The sequence below is a fragment of the Actinoplanes sp. CA-030573 genome, from assembly GCF_050951115.1.
Lineage (GTDB): Bacteria > Actinomycetota > Actinomycetes > Mycobacteriales > Micromonosporaceae > Actinoplanes.
Genome location: NZ_CP192038.1, coordinates 5,104,743 through 5,125,577 on the forward strand (window position 1 = coordinate 5,104,743; position 20,835 = coordinate 5,125,577).

The window sequence follows — 20,835 nt, forward strand, 5'->3', positions numbered from 1 at the left end:
CGGTCAGCCGGCCACCGCGGCCGGCGCCGGCGACTCGATGGCCGCCGCCACCCGCTCGGTGGTCGAGCGCGCCCACCGCCCCGTAGTGACCAGCCCCAGCACCAGCACCGCCACCCCCAGCCCCGTGATGATCCACCAGCCGGTCCGCGACGCCACCGCGAAGTCCGCGTTCGTCGCCGACGACACCGCCGCGCCGATCACCGCCACGCCCAGCGCGCCTCCCACCTGCCGGCTCGTCGACGCGATCGCGGCCGCCACGCCCGCCTGCTCGCGCGGCATCCCCGAGACGGCGGTGTTGGTGATCGGGGAGTTGACCATCGCGAAGCCGACCCCGAACAGCACGTAACAGATGCTCAGCTGCCAGAGCGGGGTGTCCGCGCCGATCCGGGTCATCGGCAGCATCCCGGCGATGAACGCGACCCCGGCGATCGTCAGGGGCAGCCGGGTGCCGCGCGCGCCGACCAGCCGGCCCGAGAGCGGCGAGACGATCACTGTGGTGGCGGCCATCGGCAGGGTCCAGAGGCCGGCATGCAGGGGCGACAGTCCGCGTACGTCCTGCAGGTAGATCGAGTTCAGGAACAGGAACCCGGCGAGCGAGCCGAACGCCGAGACCGCGATGAGGGTGGCGCCGCTGAACGGGACGCTGCGGAAGAACCGCAGATCGATGAGCGGTTCCTCGCGGCGCGGCTCGTAGCGCAGCAGGGTCACCAGGGCGAGGGCGCCGACCACGAAACAACCGGAGATCCGGTACGAGTCCCAGCCCGCCGCCGGCCCCTCGATGATCCCGTAGGTGACGGTCGCCAGCACCAGGAAGACCAGCACCTGGCCGACCGGGTCGATCCGCCGCGGGCGCGGCGCCCGTGACTCCGGCACGAACCGCCGGGCCAGCAGGAACGCCGCGATGCCGACCGGGATGTTGATCCAGAAGATGGACCGCCAGCCGAGCGACCCGACCAGGGCGCCGCCGACCACCGGCCCGAGCGCCATGCTGAGCCCGACCACCGCGCCCCAGACCCCGATCGCCCGGGCCCGTTCGCGCGGCTCGGTGAACGTGTTCGTGATGATCGACATCGCCACCGGGTTGAGCATCGAGCCGCCGATGGCCTGCACCGCCCGGAAGGCGATCAGCCACCCCAGCCCCGGGGCCAGGCTGCACAGCAGCGACCCGGCGGTGAAGAGCGCGAGCCCGGTCTGGAAGGTCCGCCGCCGTCCGACCCGGTCGGCGGTCGACCCCGACAGCACCAGCAGACTCGCCAGCACCAGCGTGTACGCGTCGATGGTCCACTGGAGCCCGGACACCGAGGCGCCCAGGTCCTCCCGCAGCGAGGGCAGCGCGATGTTCATGATCGTGGCGTCCAGCCCCACGATGAACAGGCTCATGCAGCAGATGGCGAGGACGAGATACGGGCGGCGCACCCGTCAGTTCTACCCCGCCGATGCTGCATGATGCAGTCTTCGGCCCCGGCGCCTGCGTCACACCCGGGACGCGCCGGTCACGACGCGCTCGCGGGCTTGGCCTTCTGCGGGTAGATCGTCTCGTGACGGGCCAGCATGGCGACGAACTCGGCGATCTTCCGCTCCCGGGTCTCGGCCCGTTTGACGGCGTTGACGCGGTAGATCAGCGCGAACCGGTTGGTCTTGGTCAGCACGTCGAACATCGCCTGGGCGGCCGGCACGGCGGCGATCGCGGCGAGCAGGTCGGCCGGCGCCTCGGCTTCGGACGGCGGCGCGTAGGCCGCGTCCCATCGGCCGTCCGCCTTGGCCGCCTCCACCACGGCGCGGCCGGCCGGCTGCATCCGGCCCTCGGCCTCCAGCCGGGCGACGTGCGCGACGTTGCGCCGGGACCAGGCGCTGCGCGGGCGTCGCGGGGTGAACCGGATCCACGAGGTCTCGTGGTCGCCCTTGCGGGCCTGCCCGTCGATCCAGCCGAAGCACAGGGCCTCGTCGACCGCCTGCTGCCAGGTCAGCGTGGTGACCGTGCCGCCCTTCCTGGTCAGGGCCAGCCAGACGCCGGGCGACGTGGCGTGGTGGGCCGACAACCAGGCGCGCAGCGCACCGGCGTCGGCGACGATCAGCTCCTCCAGCTCGGCGCTCGCCATGACGGCAGGCTAGCCGACGGCTCGTGGTCGCGGTCGCCCTCGCTCGGCGCCGGGCGCGTCACCGTGCGGTACGAAGCCGCCGCCAGCAGCAGCCCCGATCCCCAGAGCGTGCCGCCGGCCAGTTCCGGCAGCAGGGCCCGGAACGGACCGGCGAAGTCGCCGGCGACCCAGGCCATCATTCCCGCGATGCCGAAGTACGCGGTCAGGCCGCCGCCCACGACGAAGGCGGGGCCCAGCAGGAGCCATCGGGGAACGGGACGACCGCGCCCGGGCCGGCCCCGACGGGCCAGCGCGAGCGGCAGCACCGTACCGGCCGGCGACGTCGCCGCCACCAAAGCGGTCATGGCCGGCCCGGTGCCACCGGCGAGATCCACCAGCCACAGTGCCACGCACATCAGGTAGCCGGCCACCGCGACCCAGGCGCCGAGGTACGCCCGGCGCTCGTCCAGGCGGCCGCGCGGGCGCCGGCGGGCGACGACCAGGCAGAGCACGCCGCACGCCACGCCGGCGCCGGTGGCGGACAGGCTGGTCAGCTTGTCGGTGGCCACGCCCTCGAAGACCAGGGAGACGGCGACCATCGGGAACAGCAGCGAGTAGAGACCGAGGGCGGCGCCGGCGGCGGCGAGCGGCAGCCGCCCGGTGCGGCCGACAGCGACCAGCGCGACCGCGGCGAGGATCACCGGCAGCCAGTCTCCGGGGAAGAGCGACTCGGCGCCGTTCGCGAAGGGTGGCGGGCCGGCCACCGCCCACCACGCGTGGACGAGGCCGTAGACCGTCAGCCCGGCCGCCGCGATGCGCCTCACCCCGGCAGTCTGGGCGGCGGCGCCTGGGAGACGGCTGAGGGCGGCTCAGGGTCCGCTCAGCCCCGGGCGGCCGTGTGAGCCGCCTTTCAACCGCACCCGCGATGGAAGCCGGAGACCGGATCCGTGTAAGCCTGGTCTCAAGCCTGGATTGTGTGGGGGGACTTGTGGGAAGCAGTGCGGGCATGAAGATCTGGCCGGGCAATCCCTATCCGCTGGGCGCCACCTACGACGGCGGCGGCACGAATTTCGCGTTGTTCTCGGAGGTGGCCGAGCGGGTCGAGCTGTGCCTGTTCGACGACGACGGCACCGAGACGCGCATCGACCTGCCGGAACGGGAGGCACTGGTCTGGCACGGCTACCTGCCGCGCGTCGTGCCCGGTCAGCGGTACGGCTACCGGGTGCACGGCCCCTACGACCCGCACAGCGGACTGCGGTGCAACCCCAGCAAGCTGCTGCTCGACCCGTACGCGAAGGCCATCGACGGCCGCAACGAGTGGAGCGAGGCGCTCTTCGCGTACCAGTTCGGGGACCCGCTCTCCCGCAACGAGGCCGACTCGGCGCCGTTCGCGCAGAAGTCCGTCGTGGTGAACCCGTTCTTCGACTGGGGGAACGACCGGCCGCTGCGGATCCCGTTCTGGGAGACCGTCATCTACGAGACCCACGTCAAGGGCATCACGATGCGGCACCCGGGCATTCCCGAGGACGTGCGCGGCACCTATTCCGGCCTCGCCCACCCCCGGATGATCGAGCATTTCCAGAAGCTCGGCGTGACCGCGGTCGAGCTGATGCCGGTGCACCAGTTCGTGCACGACTCGACGCTCATCGACCGCGGCCTGACCAACTACTGGGGCTACAACACCATCGGGTTCTTCGCGCCGCACAACGACTACGCGTCCTTCGGCGGGCACGGCGGCCAGGTGCAGGAGTTCAAGTCGATGGTCAAGGCGCTGCACCAGGCCGGCATCGAGGTGATCCTCGACGTGGTCTACAACCACACCGCCGAGGGCAACCACCTTGGTCCGACGCTGTCCTTCAAGGGCATCGACAACCCCGCCTACTACCGGCTGGTCGACGCCGACCGGCAGTACTACTACGACACCACCGGCACCGGGAACAGCCTCAACGTGCGGCACCACGAGTCCTTGCGGCTGATCATGGACTCGCTGCGCTACTGGGTCACCGAGATGCACGTCGACGGGTTCCGGTTCGACCTGGCCGCGGCGCTGGCCCGCGAGTTCCACGAGGTGGACCGGCTGGCCGCGTTCTTCGACCTGGTCAACCAGGACCCGGTGGTCTCACAGGTGAAGCTGATCGCCGAGCCCTGGGACGTCGGTGACGGCGGCTACCAGGTCGGCGGCTTCCCGCCGCTGTGGACCGAGTGGAACGGCAAATACCGCGACTCGGTACGCGACTTCTGGCGGGGCGAACCGGCCAGCCTCGGCGAGTTCGCGTCCCGCTTCACCGGCAGCTCCGACCTCTACGAGGTGGACGGCCGGCGGCCGCTGGCCAGCATCAACTTCGTGACCGCGCACGACGGCTTCACGCTGAACGACCTCGTCTCGTACAACGAGAAGCACAACGAGGCCAACGGCGAGCAGAACCGCGACGGCGAGAGCTTCAACCGCTCCTGGAACTGCGGCGTCGAGGGTCCGACCGAGGACCCCGACATCGTGGCGCTGCGCGAACGGCAGAAGCGCAACTTCCTGGCCACATTGCTCCTGTCGCAGGGCGTGCCGATGATCGCGCACGGCGACGAGCTGGGCCGTACCCAGCAGGGCAACAACAACGTCTACTGCCAGGACAACGAGCTCAGCTGGGTCGACTGGGAGGACGCCCGCAACCAGGACGTGCTGACCGGTTTCGTCCGCAGCCTCACCAAGCTGCGCGCCGAGCACCCGATCTTCCGCCGCCGCCGGTTCTTCACCGGCGAGCCGGCCGGCGACACCAAGACGCCCGACATCGCCTGGTTGCGCCGCGACGGCCAGCCGATGACCGAGGCCGACTGGAACGCCAGCAGCGGCATGACGATGACGGTCTTCCTCAACGGCCACGGCATTCCGGAACGCGACGCCCTGGGCGAGCAGATCACCGACGACTCGTTCCTGCTGCTGTTCAACCCCCTGGGCGACAACATCTCCTTCACGCTTCCGCCGCGCGAGTTCGGCCGTACGTGGGAGGTCGTCGTCAACACCGCCGACCCGCTGCTGGCGACCCGTCGCAAGACCGTCCGCGCCGGCGGCCAGATCGAGGTCCACAGCCACGCGCTCGAAGTCTTGCGGTGCCGGTACTGAAGCGCCCGGCCGGAGGCGTGCGGCCGGAGCCCGACCGCTGAACCCCGGCGGGGAAACCGGGATCCCGGGGGAACGGGCGGGCGCCCGGGCGCGTCCGACTGCCATGACGCGTGCCGTGCGCCTGATCTTCGCCGTCGCCGTGCTGGCCGGCTGCGCCCACAGTGGAACGACCCAGGCCGGCCCGGCGGCCACGGCCGGCGCGCCGGCAGGCGCGGTGTCCGCAGGCGCGGTGTCCGCAGGCGCGCCCGCGGACACCGACTGCGGGACGTTCACGCTCGACCAGGGCCAGGAGTTCCCGCGCGACGCGGCCCGCTGCCTGGTCGGCGCCGCGAACGACAACCGCGGGGCTTACCTGCGGGTGACCCGGCCGTCGACCGAGGGCGACCCGATCCCGATGACCTATCGCGCGATGGCGGACGGCCGGGTCGAGGTGGTGACGGACACCCGCCAGGACCAGTTCGGCCCCCAGCGCATCACCCGCGAGCTCTGCTCGGCACCGGCCGTGACCGACGCCGGCATCGAGTTCGCCGGCTGCGACTGACACCAGGCCCGAGGGCGGGGCGACCGGGTCAGACGATCGAGTACTTCGGCGGCAGCTCACCGCGGCCGGTCAGCGCGCGCAGCAGGGCCTCACCGTCACCGAGGGCGACGGCCAGCCGGGCGGCCAGGGTGGTTGCCTCGGCGAGCGCTTCCGGAGCGATCCCATGAGGTACGCCGCCGGCCGCCGCCGTGTCGATGCCGTGCACGACGAGCTCGAACGTCCGGGTGCGCAGCCACTCGCGCGCCCGCATGCCGCCGATCGGGGTCGCCACGATGTCGTCGTCGCCGGCCGCGGCCAGCGCCTGGGTGGCCCGCCCGGCCAGCTCGCCCACCACCGCGGCGGGGTCGGCGCCGAGCAGCAGGCCGGTGGCGTGCGCGTCCGCCCCCGACGCGGCCGTGTAGGCGGCCAGGATGTCGTCGGGCACGTTCTTCGCGTACGCCCAGAAGCCCTCCGCCGTGCCGACGGCGACCTCCTCGGCCGGGGTGCCGAGGACCTCCGGCACCTGGCGCAACGCCGAGCTGACGGTGTGGCCGGCCAGGTCGCGCAGCGTCCAGTCGCCGAGCGCGGGCAGATCCCAGCGCTTGGCCGGGATGCGCGAGACGAGGTCGACGTAGCTGACGGCGGCCGATCGGAAGGTCCGGCGATAGTCCATCCCGCCAATCTGCCATGCCCGGCCCGCCGGCGGAGTCCCGCCGGTCCGCCGGCGGTGACGGTCGGTCAGCGGAGTTGGTCCGCCGGCGGAGTTGGCTCGCCGGCGGAGTTGGGCCGCCGGCCGAGTTGGGCCGCCGGCCGAGTTGGGCCGCCGGCCGAGTTGGCCCTCCAGCGGAGCTGGTCCGTCGGCGGGAGAGGTCGCTCAGTGGCGGGGCGGCCAGTCTCCGGGCGGCGGCTCCGCGGGCGGCGTGTCGTCGGCGGCCCGGTGCCGGCCGCGCGGGGTGGGCTCGCCGAGGTATGCCGGTTGCCGCAGCCGGGTGCTGGTCTCGTGCACGGCCGTCCGTTCCCCGTGGGTGTCGTGCCCGGCCTGCTCGGCGTGCCGCGCGGGTGCGGGATCGTCGAGGTCGTTACGTGCCCACGGCGGCGCCAGGTGGTGCGCACCGGGTTCCGGGCCGGCGGACGGCGGAAGGGCTCCGGGCGCCCCGCCGGCCGGCGAGAGGGGAGCGGGCGCCGCGGCCGCCGGCCACGGCTCGGCCCTGCCCGGCAGGCCCGACGGCATCCCGGGCCGCGACTCGGGTGACGGACTCGCCGGCATGTCGGCAGCCACGGCGACCGGCAGCCCGGACGGCCGCGTTGCCCCGGACCCGGACGGCGCTCCGAACCCGGACGGCGCCTGGGAGGGCCCGGACGGCGCCTGGGAGGGCCCGGACGGCGCCGGGTACCCGGATGGCGCCCCGGACCCGGACGGCGCCCCGAACCCGGACGGCGCCTGGGAGGGCCCGGACGGCACCCCAGAGGGCCCGGAGGACGCCGAAGGCCCCGACCGCGCGGACGACCCCGACAAAACCGACGGACCGGATGAAGCGGGCGTCACACCCATCGGCTCGGGCGCGGCGGGCGGCGCGGTCGGCTCGATGGCGGCGGCGGGCGGCAGGCCGGACGGCTTCGGCTGGTACGACGTGCGCTGGTGCTGATGCTCCGGCCGGTCGTCCCTGGGCGGCAGCGACCCCAGCGGAGGCGGCGGTGGGGGAAAGGGGGTCAGCGGCGTGGGTGCGGGCGGCGGCGCGTACGTCTGCGTGGTGATGCCGGCGGCGAACCGCTTGCGCCGCTCCCGGGTCCGCTCGCGCCACATGTGCCAGAGGAGCCACACGGGCGCGGCGAACGCGTAGTAGAGGATCATGACGGTTTCCGGGTCGGCGACGATCAGGTACGCCGCGTAGCCGAGGAACCCGGCGGCGAAGATGCCGTCGAGCACGCGTGAGTAGGGTCGCTGGCCGAATCCGCGCACGGCCAGCACCGACAGCAGCAGCCCGCTGAACGCCAGCAGGGCGACGTAGGCGTGGAACTCGCCGTCCGACATGGGTGACTCCTCAACACGGTACTAACCCCATATCGGACGGCAAACGCCCAAATGTAGCGTTACCGGTGCCACTTCTGGTTGAGCCAGCCGTTGCAGTCCCACACCTGCACCTTGGTGCCGTTGTGCGTGCCGCCGGCGATGTCCTCGTCGAGGCAGCGGCCGTCCCACCGGCTGGTGATCGTGTGGTCGGCGTTGACGTTCCACTTCTGGTTGAGCTGGCCGTTGCAGTCCCACAGCTGGGCCTTGGTGCCGTTGTGGGTGCCGCCGGCGATGTCCTCGTCGAGGCAGCGGCCGTCCCACGCCGTCCGGATCGTGCCGTCGGTGTACCAGGTCCAGGTCTGGTTCCGCTCCCCGCCGATGCACTGCCAGGCCTGCACCTTGGTGCCGTTGTGCGTGGGGCTGGCGATGTCCGCGTCGAGGCAGCGTCCGTCGTTGCTGCTGATGAAGACGCCGGTGGCCGCGAGGGCCGGAGAGGCCGGCATGAGAATGGCGGCGCCCGTGATGAGCACCGCGGCGAGAGCCTTGCCGAATGTCGTGCGCATCGTGCTGTTCCCCTTAGAAGATGGGGGGTCGCCTGGACTGTAGGCCGGGTGCGCGGGCGGCCGGACGGGAATGGCGGCAGACTGGCCGAATGGCTGATCTGGAGCGTTTCGTCGCGGCCCAGCAGGGCGTCTACGAGCGGGCTCTCGCCGAGATCGAGGCGGGGCAGAAGCGTACGCACTGGATGTGGTTCATCTTTCCGCAGATCGCCGGGCTGGGCTCAAGCCCGACCGCCCGGCAGTACGCGATCCGGGACCGCGCCGAGGCGGTGGCCTACCTGGCGCATCCGGTGCTCGGGCCGCGCCTGCGGGAGTGCGCCGCCGCCGCGCTGAAGAGCCACACGACCTTCGGCTACCCCGACGACCTCAAGCTGCGGTCGTCGATGACGCTCTTCGCCGAGATCGACCCGTCGCCCTTCGCCGAGGTGCGGGACGTGATGTGCGGCGGGGCCGACCCGCGCACCCTCGACCTGCTGCACCGCGACAAAACGGAACAATCGGGATGATACGGTTCAACGCGTGCCGGGAATCGACATCCCCCGTATGGGCCTGCCCGACCGTCTCGCCGCGCGGCTCTCCATGGCCGAGCAGCACGAGATCCTTCTCCGCCGCCGTACGCTGCTGGCCGCGGCCGCCGGCGCCGCCGCGGCGGCCGTCACCGGGGGCGGCCCGGCGTTCGCCCGGTCGCAGACGCCTCCCGGCCGCATGGTCGTCCCGTTCGGGCGCCACCTCGCCTGGGGCGCGAACCCGCGGACCCAGATGCGGGTCGGCTGGCAGACGCCGTACCGGGTGCATCGGCCGTACGTGCGCATCGGAGATCAGCCCTGGAACCTGGGTGAGAAGGTCCCCGCCGAGCTGCGCGCCCTGCACTCCGAGATCGACGACGTGGTCGCGCCGATCGACCAGTACTACCTGCACGCCGAGCTGGACGGCCTGACGCCGGGCACGACGTACTACTACGCGGTCGGGCACGCCGGCTACGACCCGACCGACATCGCCGACTTCGGCCGGATCGACTCGTTCACCACCGCGCCGAGCCGGCGCCGGGTCGCCGAGCCGTTCACCTTCACCGCCTTCGGCGACCAGGGCGTCAGCGTGCACGCGCTGCGCAACGACGGCATGGTGGCGGCCCAGCGGCCCGCGTTCCACCTGCACGCCGGCGACCTCTGCTACGCCGACCAGACCGGGCGGGCGAGCACGTCCGACGTGTACGACCCGGGGACGTGGGACGAGTTCCTGCTGCAGACCGAGCCGATCGCCGCCAGCGTGCCGTGGATGCCGTGCTTCGGCAACCACGACATGGAGGCGATGTACTCGCACGACGGCTACGGCGGCCAGAAGGCGCGCTGGTCCTTTCCGGACAACGGCCCGGAGAAGGGCATCTACTCGTTCATCTACGGCAACGTCGGCGTGGTGGCCCTCGACGCCAACGACGTCTGCTTCGAGCGGGACCACAACCGCGGCTACACCGGCGGCGCCCAGACGCGATGGCTCGACCAGCGCCTGACGTTCCTGCGCGCGCAGTCCGATGTCGACTTCGTCGTGGTCTTCTTCCACCACTGCGCCTTCTCGACGACGACCGCGCACGCCTCCGAGGGCGGCGTCCGCAGCCTGTGGGTCCCGCTGTTCGACAAGTACCAGGTCGACCTGGTGATCAACGGCCACAACCACGTGTACGAACGAACGGACGCCATCCGCGGCGGCGTGCCCACCACGACACCGATCGGCGGCACCGTGCACCCCGACCGCCACGGCACGGTCTACGTGACCGCCGGCGCCGGCGGCCGCGACCTCTACCGCTTCGCGGCGCCGGACTCCTACGCGGGCCACGAGCGGGAGACGGAGGAGATCAGGTCGTACGTGTGGGCGGCCGGCCGGGAGCGGGTGGCCGAGAAGGTCTCGTGGTCGCGGGTCCGCTACACCGGCTACTCGTTCGTGGCCGTCGACTCGCAGCCGGCCGCCGACGGGCGCACCAGCACGCTGACGGTGCGGGCGGTGACCGAGCGCGGCCAGGAGATCGACCGGGTCGTGATCGCGCGCCCGTCGACCGCCGCCGGCCGCCTGCACCTCGGCGACGACGTGGCTTAGGGTCTGTCCCGCGGAGGGTGTAGAGATGAGGGCATGCAGCCCGAACCGATCACCCAGGACGCGTACGAGGCCGAGCTGAACCGCCTGCACGAGCGCCGCGAGGAGCTCGAGGAGCGGGAGACGACGCTGGCGTCGCACGATCACGGCGGCGGTCTCCCCGCCGACCAGCAGAACCGGCTCGAGCGCGTACGCGGAGAGCTCGCCGACGTGCTGCAGAGCATCGGCGACCTGCAGGACCGCTGGGCCGACGCCGGCAACGCGCCGCCCGAGAAGGACGGCGCGCTGGGCGAGTAGCGGCGGGACAGCCGGTCTCAGCCGACCCGGCGGAACGAGGCGAAGACCACGTCGTGGCTGGCCTCGAAGCCGAGCCGCTCGTAGAGGTGCAGGGCCCGGTCGTTGTCGGCGGCGGCGTGCAGGAACGGCAGCTCGCCGCGGCCCAGGATGCCGGCCGCGACGGCCAGGGTGAGCCGGGCGCCGAGCCCGCGGCCCTGGAAGTCGGGGTCGGTGCAGACCGCGCTGACCTCGGTCCACCCCGGCACGTGGAACCGCTCGCCGGCCATCGCCACCAGCCGCCCGTCGACGCGCAGGCCCAGGTAGCGGCCGAGCTCGATGGTGCGCTTGCGGAACGGGCCGGGCTTGGCCCGCTCGACCAGGTCGAGGATCTCCGGCACGTCGGTCTCGGTGAGCACGACCGCCTCGGGGTCCTCGACGCCGGTCATGCCGTGGCCGACCATCTGCACGCCGGGCACCGAGACGGCCACCTCCCAGCCGGGGCCGGGCTTGATCGTCGGGCCGGTGAGCAGCGCGAGATCGGTCAGCTTGGCGAGGTCGCGCCAGGCGGCCGGGTCGTCGAGGTCGGCGACCGCCGCGAACGGGGAGATGTCGGAGGAATAGCGGGCGGCGTCACCGGACGCCTCGGCGAAGCAGGCCTGCGGCCCGGAGAGGGCGGCCCACACGGGGTTTTCGAGCACGGTTCGAATGTGCCCGTCGCGGGCCGCCGCCGCTAGTGAATATCCGTCAAAAACCCTCAGACGAGCTCGGGCACGTCGTGCGCCAGCGCCCGGACGTCGGCCGGCCAGACCGGCTTCGAGAACAGGTACCCCTGGCCGTACGGGCAGCCCATGCCGGCCAGGGCGGCGCGCTGACCGGCGTCCTCGATGCCCTCGGCGACCACCGCGAGGTCGAGGTTGCGGGCCAGCGTCACGATCGCGTCGACCATGGTGTGCTGCTGGTCGCTGCTCAGGATGTCGTCGATGAACGACTTGTCGAGCTTGAGCACGTCGACCGGCATCTGCCGCAGGTAGCTCAGCGACGAGTACCCGGTGCCGAAGTCGTCGATCGCGATGCGTACGCCCATCGCCCGCAGCGCCCGCAGATCGGCCCACACCTGCTCGGCGTCGCGCAGCACCAGGCTCTCGGTGATCTCCAGCAGGAGCCACTCGGGCCGGGCGCCGGCCGCCGCGATGGCGTCGCGCACCTGGTCGACGAAGCCGGCCGTGCGGAACTGGCGGGCCGAGACGTTGACGCTGACGTACCGCAGCGAGGTGTTCTCCTCCGTGCGCCACCGGGCGAACTCGGCGAGCGCCTCGCTCAGCACCCAGCCGCCGATCGCCACGATCGCGCCGCTCTCCTCGGCCACCTCGATGAAGTCGAACGGGCCGAGCAGGCCGCGGGTGGGGTGCTCCCAGCGCACGAGCGACTCGACGCCGGCGATCAGGCCGGTGTTGATGTCCACGATCGGCTGGTACATGAGCCGGAACTGCCGGCCCTCGATCGCCTCGTGGAGCGCCGCGCGGACCTCGAGCCGCCGCACCATCGCGGTGTGCAGCTCGGGCCGGTAGCGCTGCCAGGTGCCCTTCGCGCCGCCCTTGGCCTGGTAGAGGGCCAGGTCGGCATGGCGCAGCAGCTCGGTGGCGCTGACCGCGTCGGTGCTGGCCGCCACGCCGACGCTGGCCGCGCCGCTGACGCTGTGGGTGCCGCCGATGCCGTCGGAGACCTCGACCGCCACCGCCAGTGCCGCCACGATCGCGGCCGCCACCTCCTCGGCGGTGCCGGCGTGGTGTCCCTCCTCGACGAGGACGGCGAACTCGTCGCCGCCCATCCGGGCGGCCAGGCTGCCGGCGCCGATGATCGCCGAGATCCGCTCGCCCACGGTCACCAGCAGCTCGTCGCCGACCGCGTGCCCGAGGGTGTCGTTGACCTCCTTGAAGTCGTCGAGATCGACGAACAGCACGGACAGCGTGCTGCCGTCGCGCGCGGCCGCGGCGTACGCCTGCTCGAGCCGGTTGCGGAACAGCACCCGGTTGGCGAGCCCGGTCAGCCCGTCGTGGAAGGCCAGGTGGGACAGGTCGTCCTCGAGGCGCCGCCGCTCGGTGACGTCGGCGATGGTCAGCACCAGGCCGCGCACGGTCGGGTCGGCCCGCAGGTCGCGGCCGTCGACCTCGACCTGGATGAGCCGGCCGTCGGCGCCGAGCACGGTCAGGTCGGGCGCGCCGTGGGTGCCGCGCCCGGCCCGGACCGCGGCCAGGATGTCCCGCATGGTCTGGTGGTGGCTGAGCGCGACCAGCGCCGCCAGCGGGGTGCCGTCCAGGTCGTCGTGGCCGAGCACGGTGGCCGCCGACGGGCTCGCGTAGCGGATCTCGTCGTCGTCGGTGACGATCAGGATCACGTCCGACGAGTTCTGGATCAGCGTGCGGAACCAGGCCTCGCTGTCGCGGCGGTTGACCTCGCCGGTCAGCGTGATGCGCTGGAGCAGCACCTCGACCTGGGCGAACAACGCCTCGAACGCGTCGCGCAGGTCGGCCAGCACCTCGGCCGGGGCGGCCAGCACGCCGACCCACTGCCGGGGCGGGTCGCCGGGCAGCGGCAGCTTGCCGAGCAGGAAGGCGTCGAACCCGGCGGCCCGCATGCCGGCCGGCAGCCCGGCCGCGGTGACCGGGCGCAGCGGCTCCCGCCGGGGCTCGTCGGCCGGGTCGACGGTGAACAGCAGCTCGTACGGCTTGTCCGGCGGCATCAGGGTGCCGATCGCCGCGCGGGTCGCGTCCACCGCGTCCTCGATCGTGGCCGCGCCGAACAGCGTCGCGCCGGCCTGGCGCAGCGCCCGCTCCCGGGACCGGGCCCGGCGCTGGGCCAGGGCCAGGCCGTTGACCCGGGCCAGCACGAGCAGGAAGGTCAGCGCCGCGGCGCCGGCGATCACGGGGGCGTCGACCACCCGGTCGTCGGCGGCGTCGCCCTGCAGCCACTCGAGGTAGAGCACGGCCGGTGCGATGAGCGCGGCCGACGCCATGTAGATGATCTGCCGCGGGCCGCCGTGGGTGTCGCCGTGCGGCGCCGGTTCGGTGAGGTCGTGCATCGACGGCATCAGGGCGGCGTAGCCCATGGCCACGTAGAACACGATCCAGCCGAAGTCGACCGGGCCGCCCAGCGACCAGGCGGCGTCGAGCTGCGACTGGCCGTAGCAGATGTCGGAGATGAGCAGCCCGACCATCGCGGCGCCGATCACCGACAGCGCCTGCGGACGGCGGCCGGGCGTGGTGATCATGCGGAGGGTCATGGCCAGCACCAGCACGTCGCCGAGCGGGTAGCCGACCGAGACCAGCTTCTCCAGCAGCGACAGCTCGTACGCGCGGGTGAACGGCGCGATCCAGTAGATCCAGGAGAGCAGGCCGAGCCCGACCGTCGGGACCAAGGCGTCCAGCAGCGCCGCCCGGTTGCCGGCGCCGCCCGAGCGACGGCGCACCATGAGCACGAACGCGCCCGTGAGCAGCGGGTAGACCAGCAGGTAGACCAGGTCGGCGGGACCGGGGAAGTCCGGGGTGTGCCCGAGCGCCACGATCAGGTTGTAGAGGTTGTCGCCGGTGTTGAAGAAGACCAGCGCGGCCGCGACCAGGTACCAGGGCCATGGGCGGGACGGCCGGTTCAGCCGTACGCCGAGCAGCACCATGCCCGCGCTGGAGTACCCGATGGCCGCCCACGTGTAGAGATGGCTGCCGGGAAAGGCGTAGTAGACGGCGGTGAGCACCGCAATCCACGCGCCGAAGCACATGCGCGCGGCTCGCGTCGTCATCCGTTCTCCTCTTCATCTCCGGGCAGGTCAGGCCTTTGATCGGGACGGGCGCGCCCGGCCTGAGCGCTTCACCGGGTGGGGACCGGGTGGCAACCCACCTGAAACGCGCGGGAACTTTCCGGGCCCGGCGCGCGACTGTGATGACGTACCGTCGTGCGGCGGTGTTTCTTCGGCGTCGAAAGTGGGTCAGAGGGTGCGTTTCGGTTCGCGGATGGTGACGGTGGGCACGATCGCCGGGCTGGCGGTGCTGGGCGTGGCGGGCCCGGCGCTGGCCCACGTCGAGGTGAGCGCGGACAAGACCACGGCCGGGGCGGAGAACGTGACGCTCACCTTCACCGGCGAGGCGGAGAACGACAAGGCCGGCATCGCCTCCGAGCGGGTGGTGCTGCCGGCCGGGATCGACCCGGCCACGGTGACGCTGGTGAAGGCGCCGGCCGGATGGGCGTACCAGGTGGGCGCCGACGGCTTCACCGTCGGCGGCAAGGAGCTCCCGGTCGGTCAGGACGCGGTCTGGAAGGTCAAGGTCGCGAAGCTGCCGGACGGCCAGACGCGGCTGAGCTTCAAGACCTTGGAGACGTACGGCGACGGCTCGGTCGTGCGATGGATCGAGATCCAGCAGCCCGGGCAGGACGAGCCCGACAACCCGGCGCCGCTGGTGACCCTGAAGCCGGGTCCGTCGGCGGCCCCCGTGTCCAGCCCGGCGGCGTCACCGTCCGCCACGACGCCGGCGGCCGCTCCATCCACGACCGGCGCCGCCGTGCCGGTCGCCCAGAACGCCGACGACAACGGCGGCAACACCTGGTGGATCTCGGTCGTGGTGGTCCTGCTGATCGCGGCCGCGGCCGGCTACGCCCTGTTCCGGCGGGCTCGGGCACGCGCGGATTCCTGATTGACGGCTATCTATTCTTAATCTGCCGGCGAACTTCCGTGCCCGCCGGTGTCCGCCGCGGCCCTGGCCCCCTCCACCCCGGCCGCCCGGGCCGCCACCGGCGTGCCCCGATTCGACCACATCGTCGTGGTCATGTTCGAGAACAAGGCGAGCTCGCAGATCACCGCCTCGAGCGCGCCCTACTTCAAGTCGCTGGCGTCGCAGGGCGCGAGCTTCTCGCAGTCCTACGCGATCACCCACCTTCTACGCGGCCGCCGACGGCGTGCTGATGGCGGTGGCCGGCCCGCTGCTCCCGCCCGAGCTGCGCACCACCGGTCTGGCCCTGATCCAGACCGGACAGGCGGTCGCCTACTTCGTCTCGTCGGTGCTTCTCGGCCTGGCCTGGCAGTGGTGGGGCCCGGCCGGCGCGATCCGGGCCGTGGCGGCGCTGGCCGCCCTGACACTGACCGCCTCGGCCTTGGCCCTCCACCGAGGCGCTGTGGACGACGCCGCGAAAGTGTCGGTCCCGGCCGCCGCCTACGTCGTCGTCGCCGGCCACCGGCATGCGGCCCCGGCCGCCGCGGCCGGCGTCGTCGACGCGAGCCCCGGCGACCGGCTTCTCTTCCGCAGCACGGCCCCCGCCAGCTACGGCCGCGTCGCCACCGTGCCCCGGGCGGATGCGACCGGCCCGCGTACCGTCTCCGCTCTCGCCTGCGACCGCGTCTACGCCGCCGCCGGCTCCGCGATCTGCCTGCGCCCCGACGGCCCGCTCGCCACCTACCAGCTCGCCGTCCTCGACGAGCATCTGCGGGTGAGGGACTTCTATCCGCTGGTCGGCGTGCCGAACCGGGCCCGCGTCTCGCCCAGCGGCCACATGCTGTCCTGGACCGTGTTCGTGACCGGCGACAGCTACAACGGCGGCCGGTTCTCCACCCGCGCCGGCATGCTGAACATCGCCGACGGCTCGACCGTGGACTCGCTCGAGACGTTCGCGGTGACGGTGGACGGGTGGCGCTACCGGTCGGCGGACCTCAACTTCTGGGGCGTGACCTTCGCCGACGACCGGCACTTCTACGCGACGATGTCGACGGCCGGGAAGCGGTATCTGGTCGCCGGGGACGTGGCCGCGCGGACCGTGCGGGCCCTCGCCGCCAATGTCGAGTGCCCGTCGCTGTCGCCGGACGGGACGCGGATCGCCTTCAAGGAGGCCCTCGGCGGCAGCCCGGCCAAAGGCCGGCGGCTGACCGTTCTCGACCTCGCGCCGAGCGGAGGGCGAGCGGAGGGGCGAGCGGAGGGGCGAGCGGAGGGGCGTGGGGAGGGACGCACCTCGCCGAGACGCGCAGCGTCGACGACCAGGCCGCGTGGTACGACGACAAGACGGTCATGTACGGGCTGCGGCGCGGGACCGGGAGGCCGACGTGTGGTCGGTGCCGGCCGACGGGTCGGGGTCGCCCACGGTGCTGATTCCCGACGCGGAGTCGCCGGCGGCCCTGTGGACGGCGCGCTGAGCGCGCCGCAGCGCTCGGAGGCCGAGCGAGCGGGCGCGCTGGGCGCGCCGCAGCCCACGGGGGCCGGGCGAGCGGGCGCGCTAGGCGAAGGACGCCAGGCGCAGCGTGACGGCCGCGGTCGTGCGGGCCGCGTCGCCGGTGGCCAGCAGGTCGAGCAGCGCGCCGCGCAGCACGGCGAGCACGGCGGTGCGCGCGGCCTCGCCGGCGGGGGTGTCGCGCACGTCCGGCGGCTGGGCGTCGGCCAGCACGGCCAGCCAGTCGGCGACCGTGCCGGCGGCGAAACCGGACCACGGGCCGTCGCGGTCGAGCAGGCTTCGCGCGTACGCCTCGACCCAAAGCCGCAGCAACGGCCGGTGCGCCTCGTCGGAGAGCCAGCCCCAGACCGCCTCGGCCGCGGCGGCCAGGCCGTCACCCCGCGCCCGCCCGTGCAGCAGCGCCAGCTCCTCCGCGCGCGCCCGCGCCAGCAGGGCCTTGACCAGGCCGTCCTTGCTCCCGAACAGGAACAGCAGCACGCGCGGGCTGGACCCGATCGCGGCGGCCAGCGGGCGCAGGCTCAGGTCGCTGAGGCCGTGCTCGCCGACGTACGCGTACGCCAGCTCCAGCAACTCCTCTCGCCTGCCCGCCGCCACCCGGCTAGTATGCCGACTGAAACAGTCGTTTCAGTTCACGGGAGGCGGGATGATCAGGGAAGTGGGCGTGCCCGGCGACCTGGGCTGGGTGATCAAGGCGCACGGCGAGCTGTACGCGTCCGAGTACGGCTGGGACACCTCGTTCGAGGCGCTGGTCGCCCGGATCGTGGCCGACTGGGCGACCGACCGCGACCCGGCCCGCTCCGCCGCGTGGATCGCCGAGGTCGACGGCCGGCGCGCCGGATGCGTCTTCTGCGTCGACGGCGGCGGCGACACCGCGGTCCTGCGCATCCTGCTGGTCGACCCGTCCGCCCGCGGTCGCGGCCTCGGCGGCGCGCTGGTCGACCAGTGCCTGGCCTTCGCGCGCCGGGCCGGCTATGCCCGGATGCGCCTGTGGACCAACGATCCCCTGGTCGCGGCCCGGCACATCTATCTCGCGCGGGGCTTCCGGCTGACCGCCTCCGAGCCGCACACCAGCTTCGGGGCGGAGCTCATCGGGCAGACGTACGAGATGAAGCTCGCCCCCTGAGAAGCCGGCGCGTCACAGCGGCAGTGAGCGGGCCGCCAGCGCCACCGCGGTCAGGTCGCCCTGCCGGAGCATGACCGCCGCGTCGGCCTCGCCCAGGCCCTCGAGCCGCTCGGCCGCGGAGGCGATCAGCGCCTCGTCGCCGTTGAGCAGGCGCACGGCCATCCGCGCCTGGGCCGGGCTGAGCTCGGCGTACGCGCACCGGTCGAGCGCCGCGACCGTCTCCTCGTCGAGGGTGCCGGCGTGGGCCCGCTCGTTGACGACCTTGAGCAGCCAGGACGGCCACCACCCGTGCTTGCCGATCATCTGGGCCGCCCGGACGGCCGCACCCGGGCCCTGGCCGGCGCCCAGCAGCCGGACGGCCAGCGCCTGGTCGAAGTGCTCGAGCCGGAGGGCGCCGACGAAGACCCGCAACAGCGCCTGGGCCCCGACGAACGGCTCGGCCTCGGCGGCGGCGTCGGCCCACCGGCCCTGCAGCGCGTGGCACAGGGCGTGCGCCTCGCAGGTGCCGGAGCTCGCGCCGGCCTCTCGTTCGCCGAGCCGCTCGACGGTGCCGACCAGCCGCTCGGTCGCCTTCTGGGCCCGCTCGGCCAGCTCGGCGCTGGCCGGCTTGCTCAGGTGCCGGACCACCAGGTCGGCCGCGATCTGAGCCTCGCGGCGCAGCAGCGGCGAGGGGATCCTGGCCGTGATCAGGTCGCTGAGGCCCTCGGCCGCCGTGGCGTCGTCGAAGCGCTCGGCGGCCTCCGGAAGCTGGGCCCACCAGGAGGCCGGATGTCCGTTGCCCGCCGTCTCCACCACCGCCGACTTCATGCTGTCCGCTCCCCAGGCCGGGCCGGTGGACGTCACCGGCCGTTCAGAGTCGTTTATCGTCCGACCTTTCCCCGGGGTTAGCCGAAGTCCTGTCGCCCTCGTCACCGGACCATCCCGGGCGGACGACGAGGACCGGCCGGCGACCGGGCTAGCGTGTCTCATGGACGACGACGCCCGGTACGTGTCGACCGGCGAGCTGCCCGATCCCGCGCTCGTGCGCAAGGCGGTCGACGAGGCCCACGAACGTTTCCGCGACGAGGACGGCGGCCGGCCGTCGGCGGTCTACCCGGCGCTGGCCCGCGTACCGCGCGACCTCTACGGGCTGTGCGCCGCCGGGGTGAACGGCGGCGTCTACACGGCGGGGGATGCCGACCACGGGTTCACGCTGATGAGCGTGGCCAAGCCGTTCGTGTTCGCGCTGATCTGCGAGCGCCTGGGCGCGCGCGAGGCGCATCGCCGGCTGGGCGCCAACGCGACCGGGCTGCCGTTCAACTCGGCCGCCGCCGTCGAGCGCTCGCCGGACGGCCGGACCAACCCGATGGTCAACGCGGGCGCGATCGCCACGGTGAGCCTCGCGCCGGGCGACGATCAGAAGAGCAGGTGGGCGTACGTACTCCAGGGGCTGTCGCGGTTCGCGGGCCACCCGCTGGAGCTCGACGAGGAAGTGCACGCCTCGGCCGCGGCCACCAATCACCGGAACCGGGCCCTGGCGAGCCTGCTCGAGACGTACCGGCTGCTCGGTTGTGACCCGGCCGACGCGGTGGATCTCTACACCCGGCAGAGCTGCCTGCGGGTGACCGCCGCCGACCTCGCGGTCATGGGCGCCACGCTGGCCAACGGTGGGGTGCATCCGCGCACCGGTGAGCGGCTGGTCGGTGCGGCCGCCTGCCATTACACGCTGGCGGTGATGGCGACGGCCGGACTCTACGAGACGTCGGGGGACTGGCTCTACGACGTCGGGGTGCCCGGCAAGAGCGGCATCGGGGGCGGCATCGTGGTGGTCTCGCCGGGCAAGGGTGCGCTGGCCGCCTTCTCGCCGCCCCTCGACGCGTACGGGAACAGTGTGCGCGGCCAGCTCGCGGCGTCGTACCTGGCCCGCCGCCTGGGGTTGACCCTGTTCGCCTCCCGGCCGAGCTCAGCCGGCTAGGGCGTCCACCAGGCGCCGGGCCGAGCCGGCCAGGTTCCACCGCTCGGCCAGCGCCAGCAGCGCCTCCGGGTCCTGGGGGGAGCGGGGGAGCGCGGCGTCGAAGGCGGGCAGCTCGACGTCGAGCGCGACCCGGCAGACCGGCAGTGCCGCCGCCAGGTAGTCCTTGGCCGCGGCCAGCTTGGTGCGCACGCCGGGCGCGAAGCCGGCGCCGGGGTCGTCGAGGGCCGCCATGATCTGCTCGACGCCGCCGTAGCGGGCGATCAGCCGGGCCGCCGTCTTCTCGCCGACGCCGGGGACGCCGGGCAGCCCGTCGCTCGGGTCGCCGCGCATCGCCGCGAAGTCCGCGTACCAGCGGGCGGGCACGCCGTACTTGCTCTCGACCAGTGCGTTGTCGGCGTCCTCGAGCTTGGCCACGCCGCGTCCGCAGTAGAGCAGACGGGTGCCGCGCTCGTCGTCGACGAGCTGGAACAGGTCGCGGTCGCCGGAGACCACCTCGACCGGCGCGGGCTGGGTGGCGGCCAGCGTGCCGAGCACGTCGTCGGCCTCGTAGCCGTCCACGCCGAAGGCCGGGATGCCGATGGCCGCGAGCACCTCCAGCAGCACCGGGATCTGCTTCTCGAGCGCGGCCGGCACCTCCTCGACGTCGCCGTGCGCGACCCGGTGCTTCTTGTACGACGGCACCAGCGCGACCCGCCAGGCCGGCCGCCACGACGCGTCGAGCGCGCACACGAGCCGATCGGGATGCCGGGTGCGGATCAGCTGGGCGATCATGTCCAGGAACCCGCGGATCGCGTTCACCGGCTCCCCGCCGGCGGTCTGCGCCGCCTTCTCCGGGATGCCGTGGAAGGCGCGGAAGTAGAGGCTGGGCGCGTCGACGGCGAGCAGCGGCTGTGCGGTCACCAGCACACC

Annotated in this window: 19 protein-coding genes; 8 read left to right on the top strand and 11 right to left on the bottom strand. The window is 73.2% G+C overall.

The window, feature by feature from the left end; translation table 11 throughout:
• Positions 1-3: 3 nt before the first annotated feature.
• The 3 genes from ACQP2F_RS23630 to ACQP2F_RS23640 form a co-directional block, all read right to left on the bottom strand.
• Positions 4-1,416 carry an MFS transporter gene (locus ACQP2F_RS23630; RefSeq protein WP_433290723.1) on the bottom strand — a complete coding sequence of 471 codons (1,413 nt, stop codon included), beginning with the start codon at positions 1,414-1,416 and terminating at the stop codon, positions 4-6.
• 77 nt (positions 1,417-1,493) lie between these two features.
• Positions 1,494-2,099 (bottom strand): YdeI/OmpD-associated family protein, encoded by a 606-nt coding sequence (locus ACQP2F_RS23635; RefSeq protein WP_433290725.1) that lies wholly within the window; start codon positions 2,097-2,099, stop codon positions 1,494-1,496.
• The gene (locus ACQP2F_RS23640; RefSeq protein WP_433290728.1) at positions 2,072-2,902 is read right to left on the bottom strand and encodes a hypothetical protein; all 831 of its coding nucleotides are present in this window, start codon (positions 2,900-2,902) and stop codon (positions 2,072-2,074) included. The genes ACQP2F_RS23635 and ACQP2F_RS23640 overlap by 28 nt, the downstream gene beginning before the upstream one ends.
• Before the next feature lie 182 nt (positions 2,903-3,084).
• Between ACQP2F_RS23640 and glgX the strand changes: the two genes are divergently transcribed.
• Positions 3,085-5,193 carry a glycogen debranching protein GlgX gene (gene glgX, locus ACQP2F_RS23645; RefSeq protein WP_433290730.1) on the top strand — a complete coding sequence of 703 codons (2,109 nt, stop codon included), beginning with the start codon at positions 3,085-3,087 and terminating at the stop codon, positions 5,191-5,193.
• A 103-nt stretch (positions 5,194-5,296) separates the two neighbouring features.
• Complete coding sequence (locus ACQP2F_RS23650) at positions 5,297-5,734, top strand: DUF4362 domain-containing protein (RefSeq protein WP_433290732.1); 438 nt, start codon at positions 5,297-5,299, stop codon at positions 5,732-5,734.
• Positions 5,735-5,762: 28 nt separating this feature from the next.
• On the opposite strand, the gene ACQP2F_RS23655 is transcribed toward ACQP2F_RS23650, so the two are convergent.
• The 3 genes from ACQP2F_RS23655 to ACQP2F_RS23665 form a co-directional block, all read right to left on the bottom strand.
• Entirely contained in the window at positions 5,763-6,386 is a 624-nt protein-coding gene (locus ACQP2F_RS23655) for a maleylpyruvate isomerase N-terminal domain-containing protein (protein WP_433290734.1), read from the bottom strand.
• A gap of 201 nt (positions 6,387-6,587) precedes the next feature.
• Positions 6,588-7,745 (bottom strand): hypothetical protein, encoded by a 1,158-nt coding sequence (locus tag ACQP2F_RS23660; protein ID WP_433290736.1) that lies wholly within the window; start codon positions 7,743-7,745, stop codon positions 6,588-6,590.
• Positions 7,746-7,804: 59 nt separating this feature from the next.
• Positions 7,805-8,287: a ricin-type beta-trefoil lectin domain protein gene (locus tag ACQP2F_RS23665; protein ID WP_433290738.1), complete on the bottom strand. Its 483-nt coding sequence runs from the start codon at positions 8,285-8,287 to the stop codon at positions 7,805-7,807.
• Positions 8,288-8,376: 89 nt separating this feature from the next.
• Between ACQP2F_RS23665 and ACQP2F_RS23670 the strand changes: the two genes are divergently transcribed.
• Genes ACQP2F_RS23670 through ACQP2F_RS23680 form a run of 3 tightly spaced genes read left to right on the top strand, consistent with a single transcriptional unit; the run spans position 8,377 to position 10,666 of the window.
• A complete protein-coding gene (locus ACQP2F_RS23670; protein ID WP_433290740.1) occupies positions 8,377-8,790 on the top strand; it encodes a DUF1810 domain-containing protein in 414 nt (137 codons plus the stop codon).
• 13 nt (positions 8,791-8,803) lie between these two features.
• Positions 8,804-10,372 carry a purple acid phosphatase family protein gene (locus tag ACQP2F_RS23675; RefSeq protein ID WP_433290742.1) on the top strand — a complete coding sequence of 523 codons (1,569 nt, stop codon included), beginning with the start codon at positions 8,804-8,806 and terminating at the stop codon, positions 10,370-10,372.
• Positions 10,373-10,405: 33 nt separating this feature from the next.
• Positions 10,406-10,666, top strand: a complete 261-nt coding sequence (locus ACQP2F_RS23680; protein ID WP_433290745.1) for a hypothetical protein — start codon at positions 10,406-10,408, stop codon at positions 10,664-10,666.
• A gap of 17 nt (positions 10,667-10,683) precedes the next feature.
• On the opposite strand, the gene ACQP2F_RS23685 is transcribed toward ACQP2F_RS23680, so the two are convergent.
• Complete coding sequence (locus ACQP2F_RS23685; protein ID WP_433290747.1) at positions 10,684-11,343, bottom strand: GNAT family N-acetyltransferase; 660 nt, start codon at positions 11,341-11,343, stop codon at positions 10,684-10,686.
• Between the two features lie 56 nt (positions 11,344-11,399).
• Complete coding sequence (locus ACQP2F_RS23690; RefSeq protein WP_433290749.1) at positions 11,400-14,438, bottom strand: putative bifunctional diguanylate cyclase/phosphodiesterase; 3,039 nt, start codon at positions 14,436-14,438, stop codon at positions 11,400-11,402.
• A 211-nt stretch (positions 14,439-14,649) separates the two neighbouring features.
• Between ACQP2F_RS23690 and ACQP2F_RS23695 the strand changes: the two genes are divergently transcribed.
• Complete coding sequence (locus ACQP2F_RS23695; RefSeq protein WP_433290751.1) at positions 14,650-15,327, top strand: DUF1775 domain-containing protein; 678 nt, start codon at positions 14,650-14,652, stop codon at positions 15,325-15,327.
• 1,567 nt (positions 15,328-16,894) lie between these two features.
• Here ACQP2F_RS23695 and ACQP2F_RS23700 read toward each other — a convergent pair.
• The gene (locus ACQP2F_RS23700; protein WP_433290753.1) at positions 16,895-17,443 is read right to left on the bottom strand and encodes a TetR/AcrR family transcriptional regulator; all 549 of its coding nucleotides are present in this window, start codon (positions 17,441-17,443) and stop codon (positions 16,895-16,897) included.
• A gap of 49 nt (positions 17,444-17,492) precedes the next feature.
• Here ACQP2F_RS23700 and ACQP2F_RS23705 point away from each other — a divergent pair, with 49 nt between their 5' ends.
• Positions 17,493-17,972, top strand: coding sequence for a GNAT family N-acetyltransferase (locus ACQP2F_RS23705; RefSeq protein ID WP_433290755.1), 480 nt, complete (start codon positions 17,493-17,495; stop codon positions 17,970-17,972).
• A gap of 12 nt (positions 17,973-17,984) precedes the next feature.
• Here the strand turns inward: ACQP2F_RS23705 and ACQP2F_RS23710 are convergent, their stop codons facing one another.
• Positions 17,985-18,815 (bottom strand): hypothetical protein, encoded by an 831-nt coding sequence (locus ACQP2F_RS23710; protein WP_433290757.1) that lies wholly within the window; start codon positions 18,813-18,815, stop codon positions 17,985-17,987.
• Positions 18,816-18,939: 124 nt separating this feature from the next.
• Between ACQP2F_RS23710 and glsA the strand changes: the two genes are divergently transcribed.
• Positions 18,940-19,926 (top strand): glutaminase A, encoded by a 987-nt coding sequence (glsA, locus tag ACQP2F_RS23715; RefSeq protein WP_433290759.1) that lies wholly within the window; start codon positions 18,940-18,942, stop codon positions 19,924-19,926.
• On the opposite strand, the gene ACQP2F_RS23720 is transcribed toward glsA, so the two are convergent.
• Positions 19,915-20,829: a 5'-3' exonuclease gene (locus ACQP2F_RS23720; RefSeq protein ID WP_433307590.1), complete on the bottom strand. Its 915-nt coding sequence runs from the start codon at positions 20,827-20,829 to the stop codon at positions 19,915-19,917. The genes glsA and ACQP2F_RS23720 overlap by 12 nt on opposite strands.
• Positions 20,830-20,835: the final 6 nt, after the last annotated feature.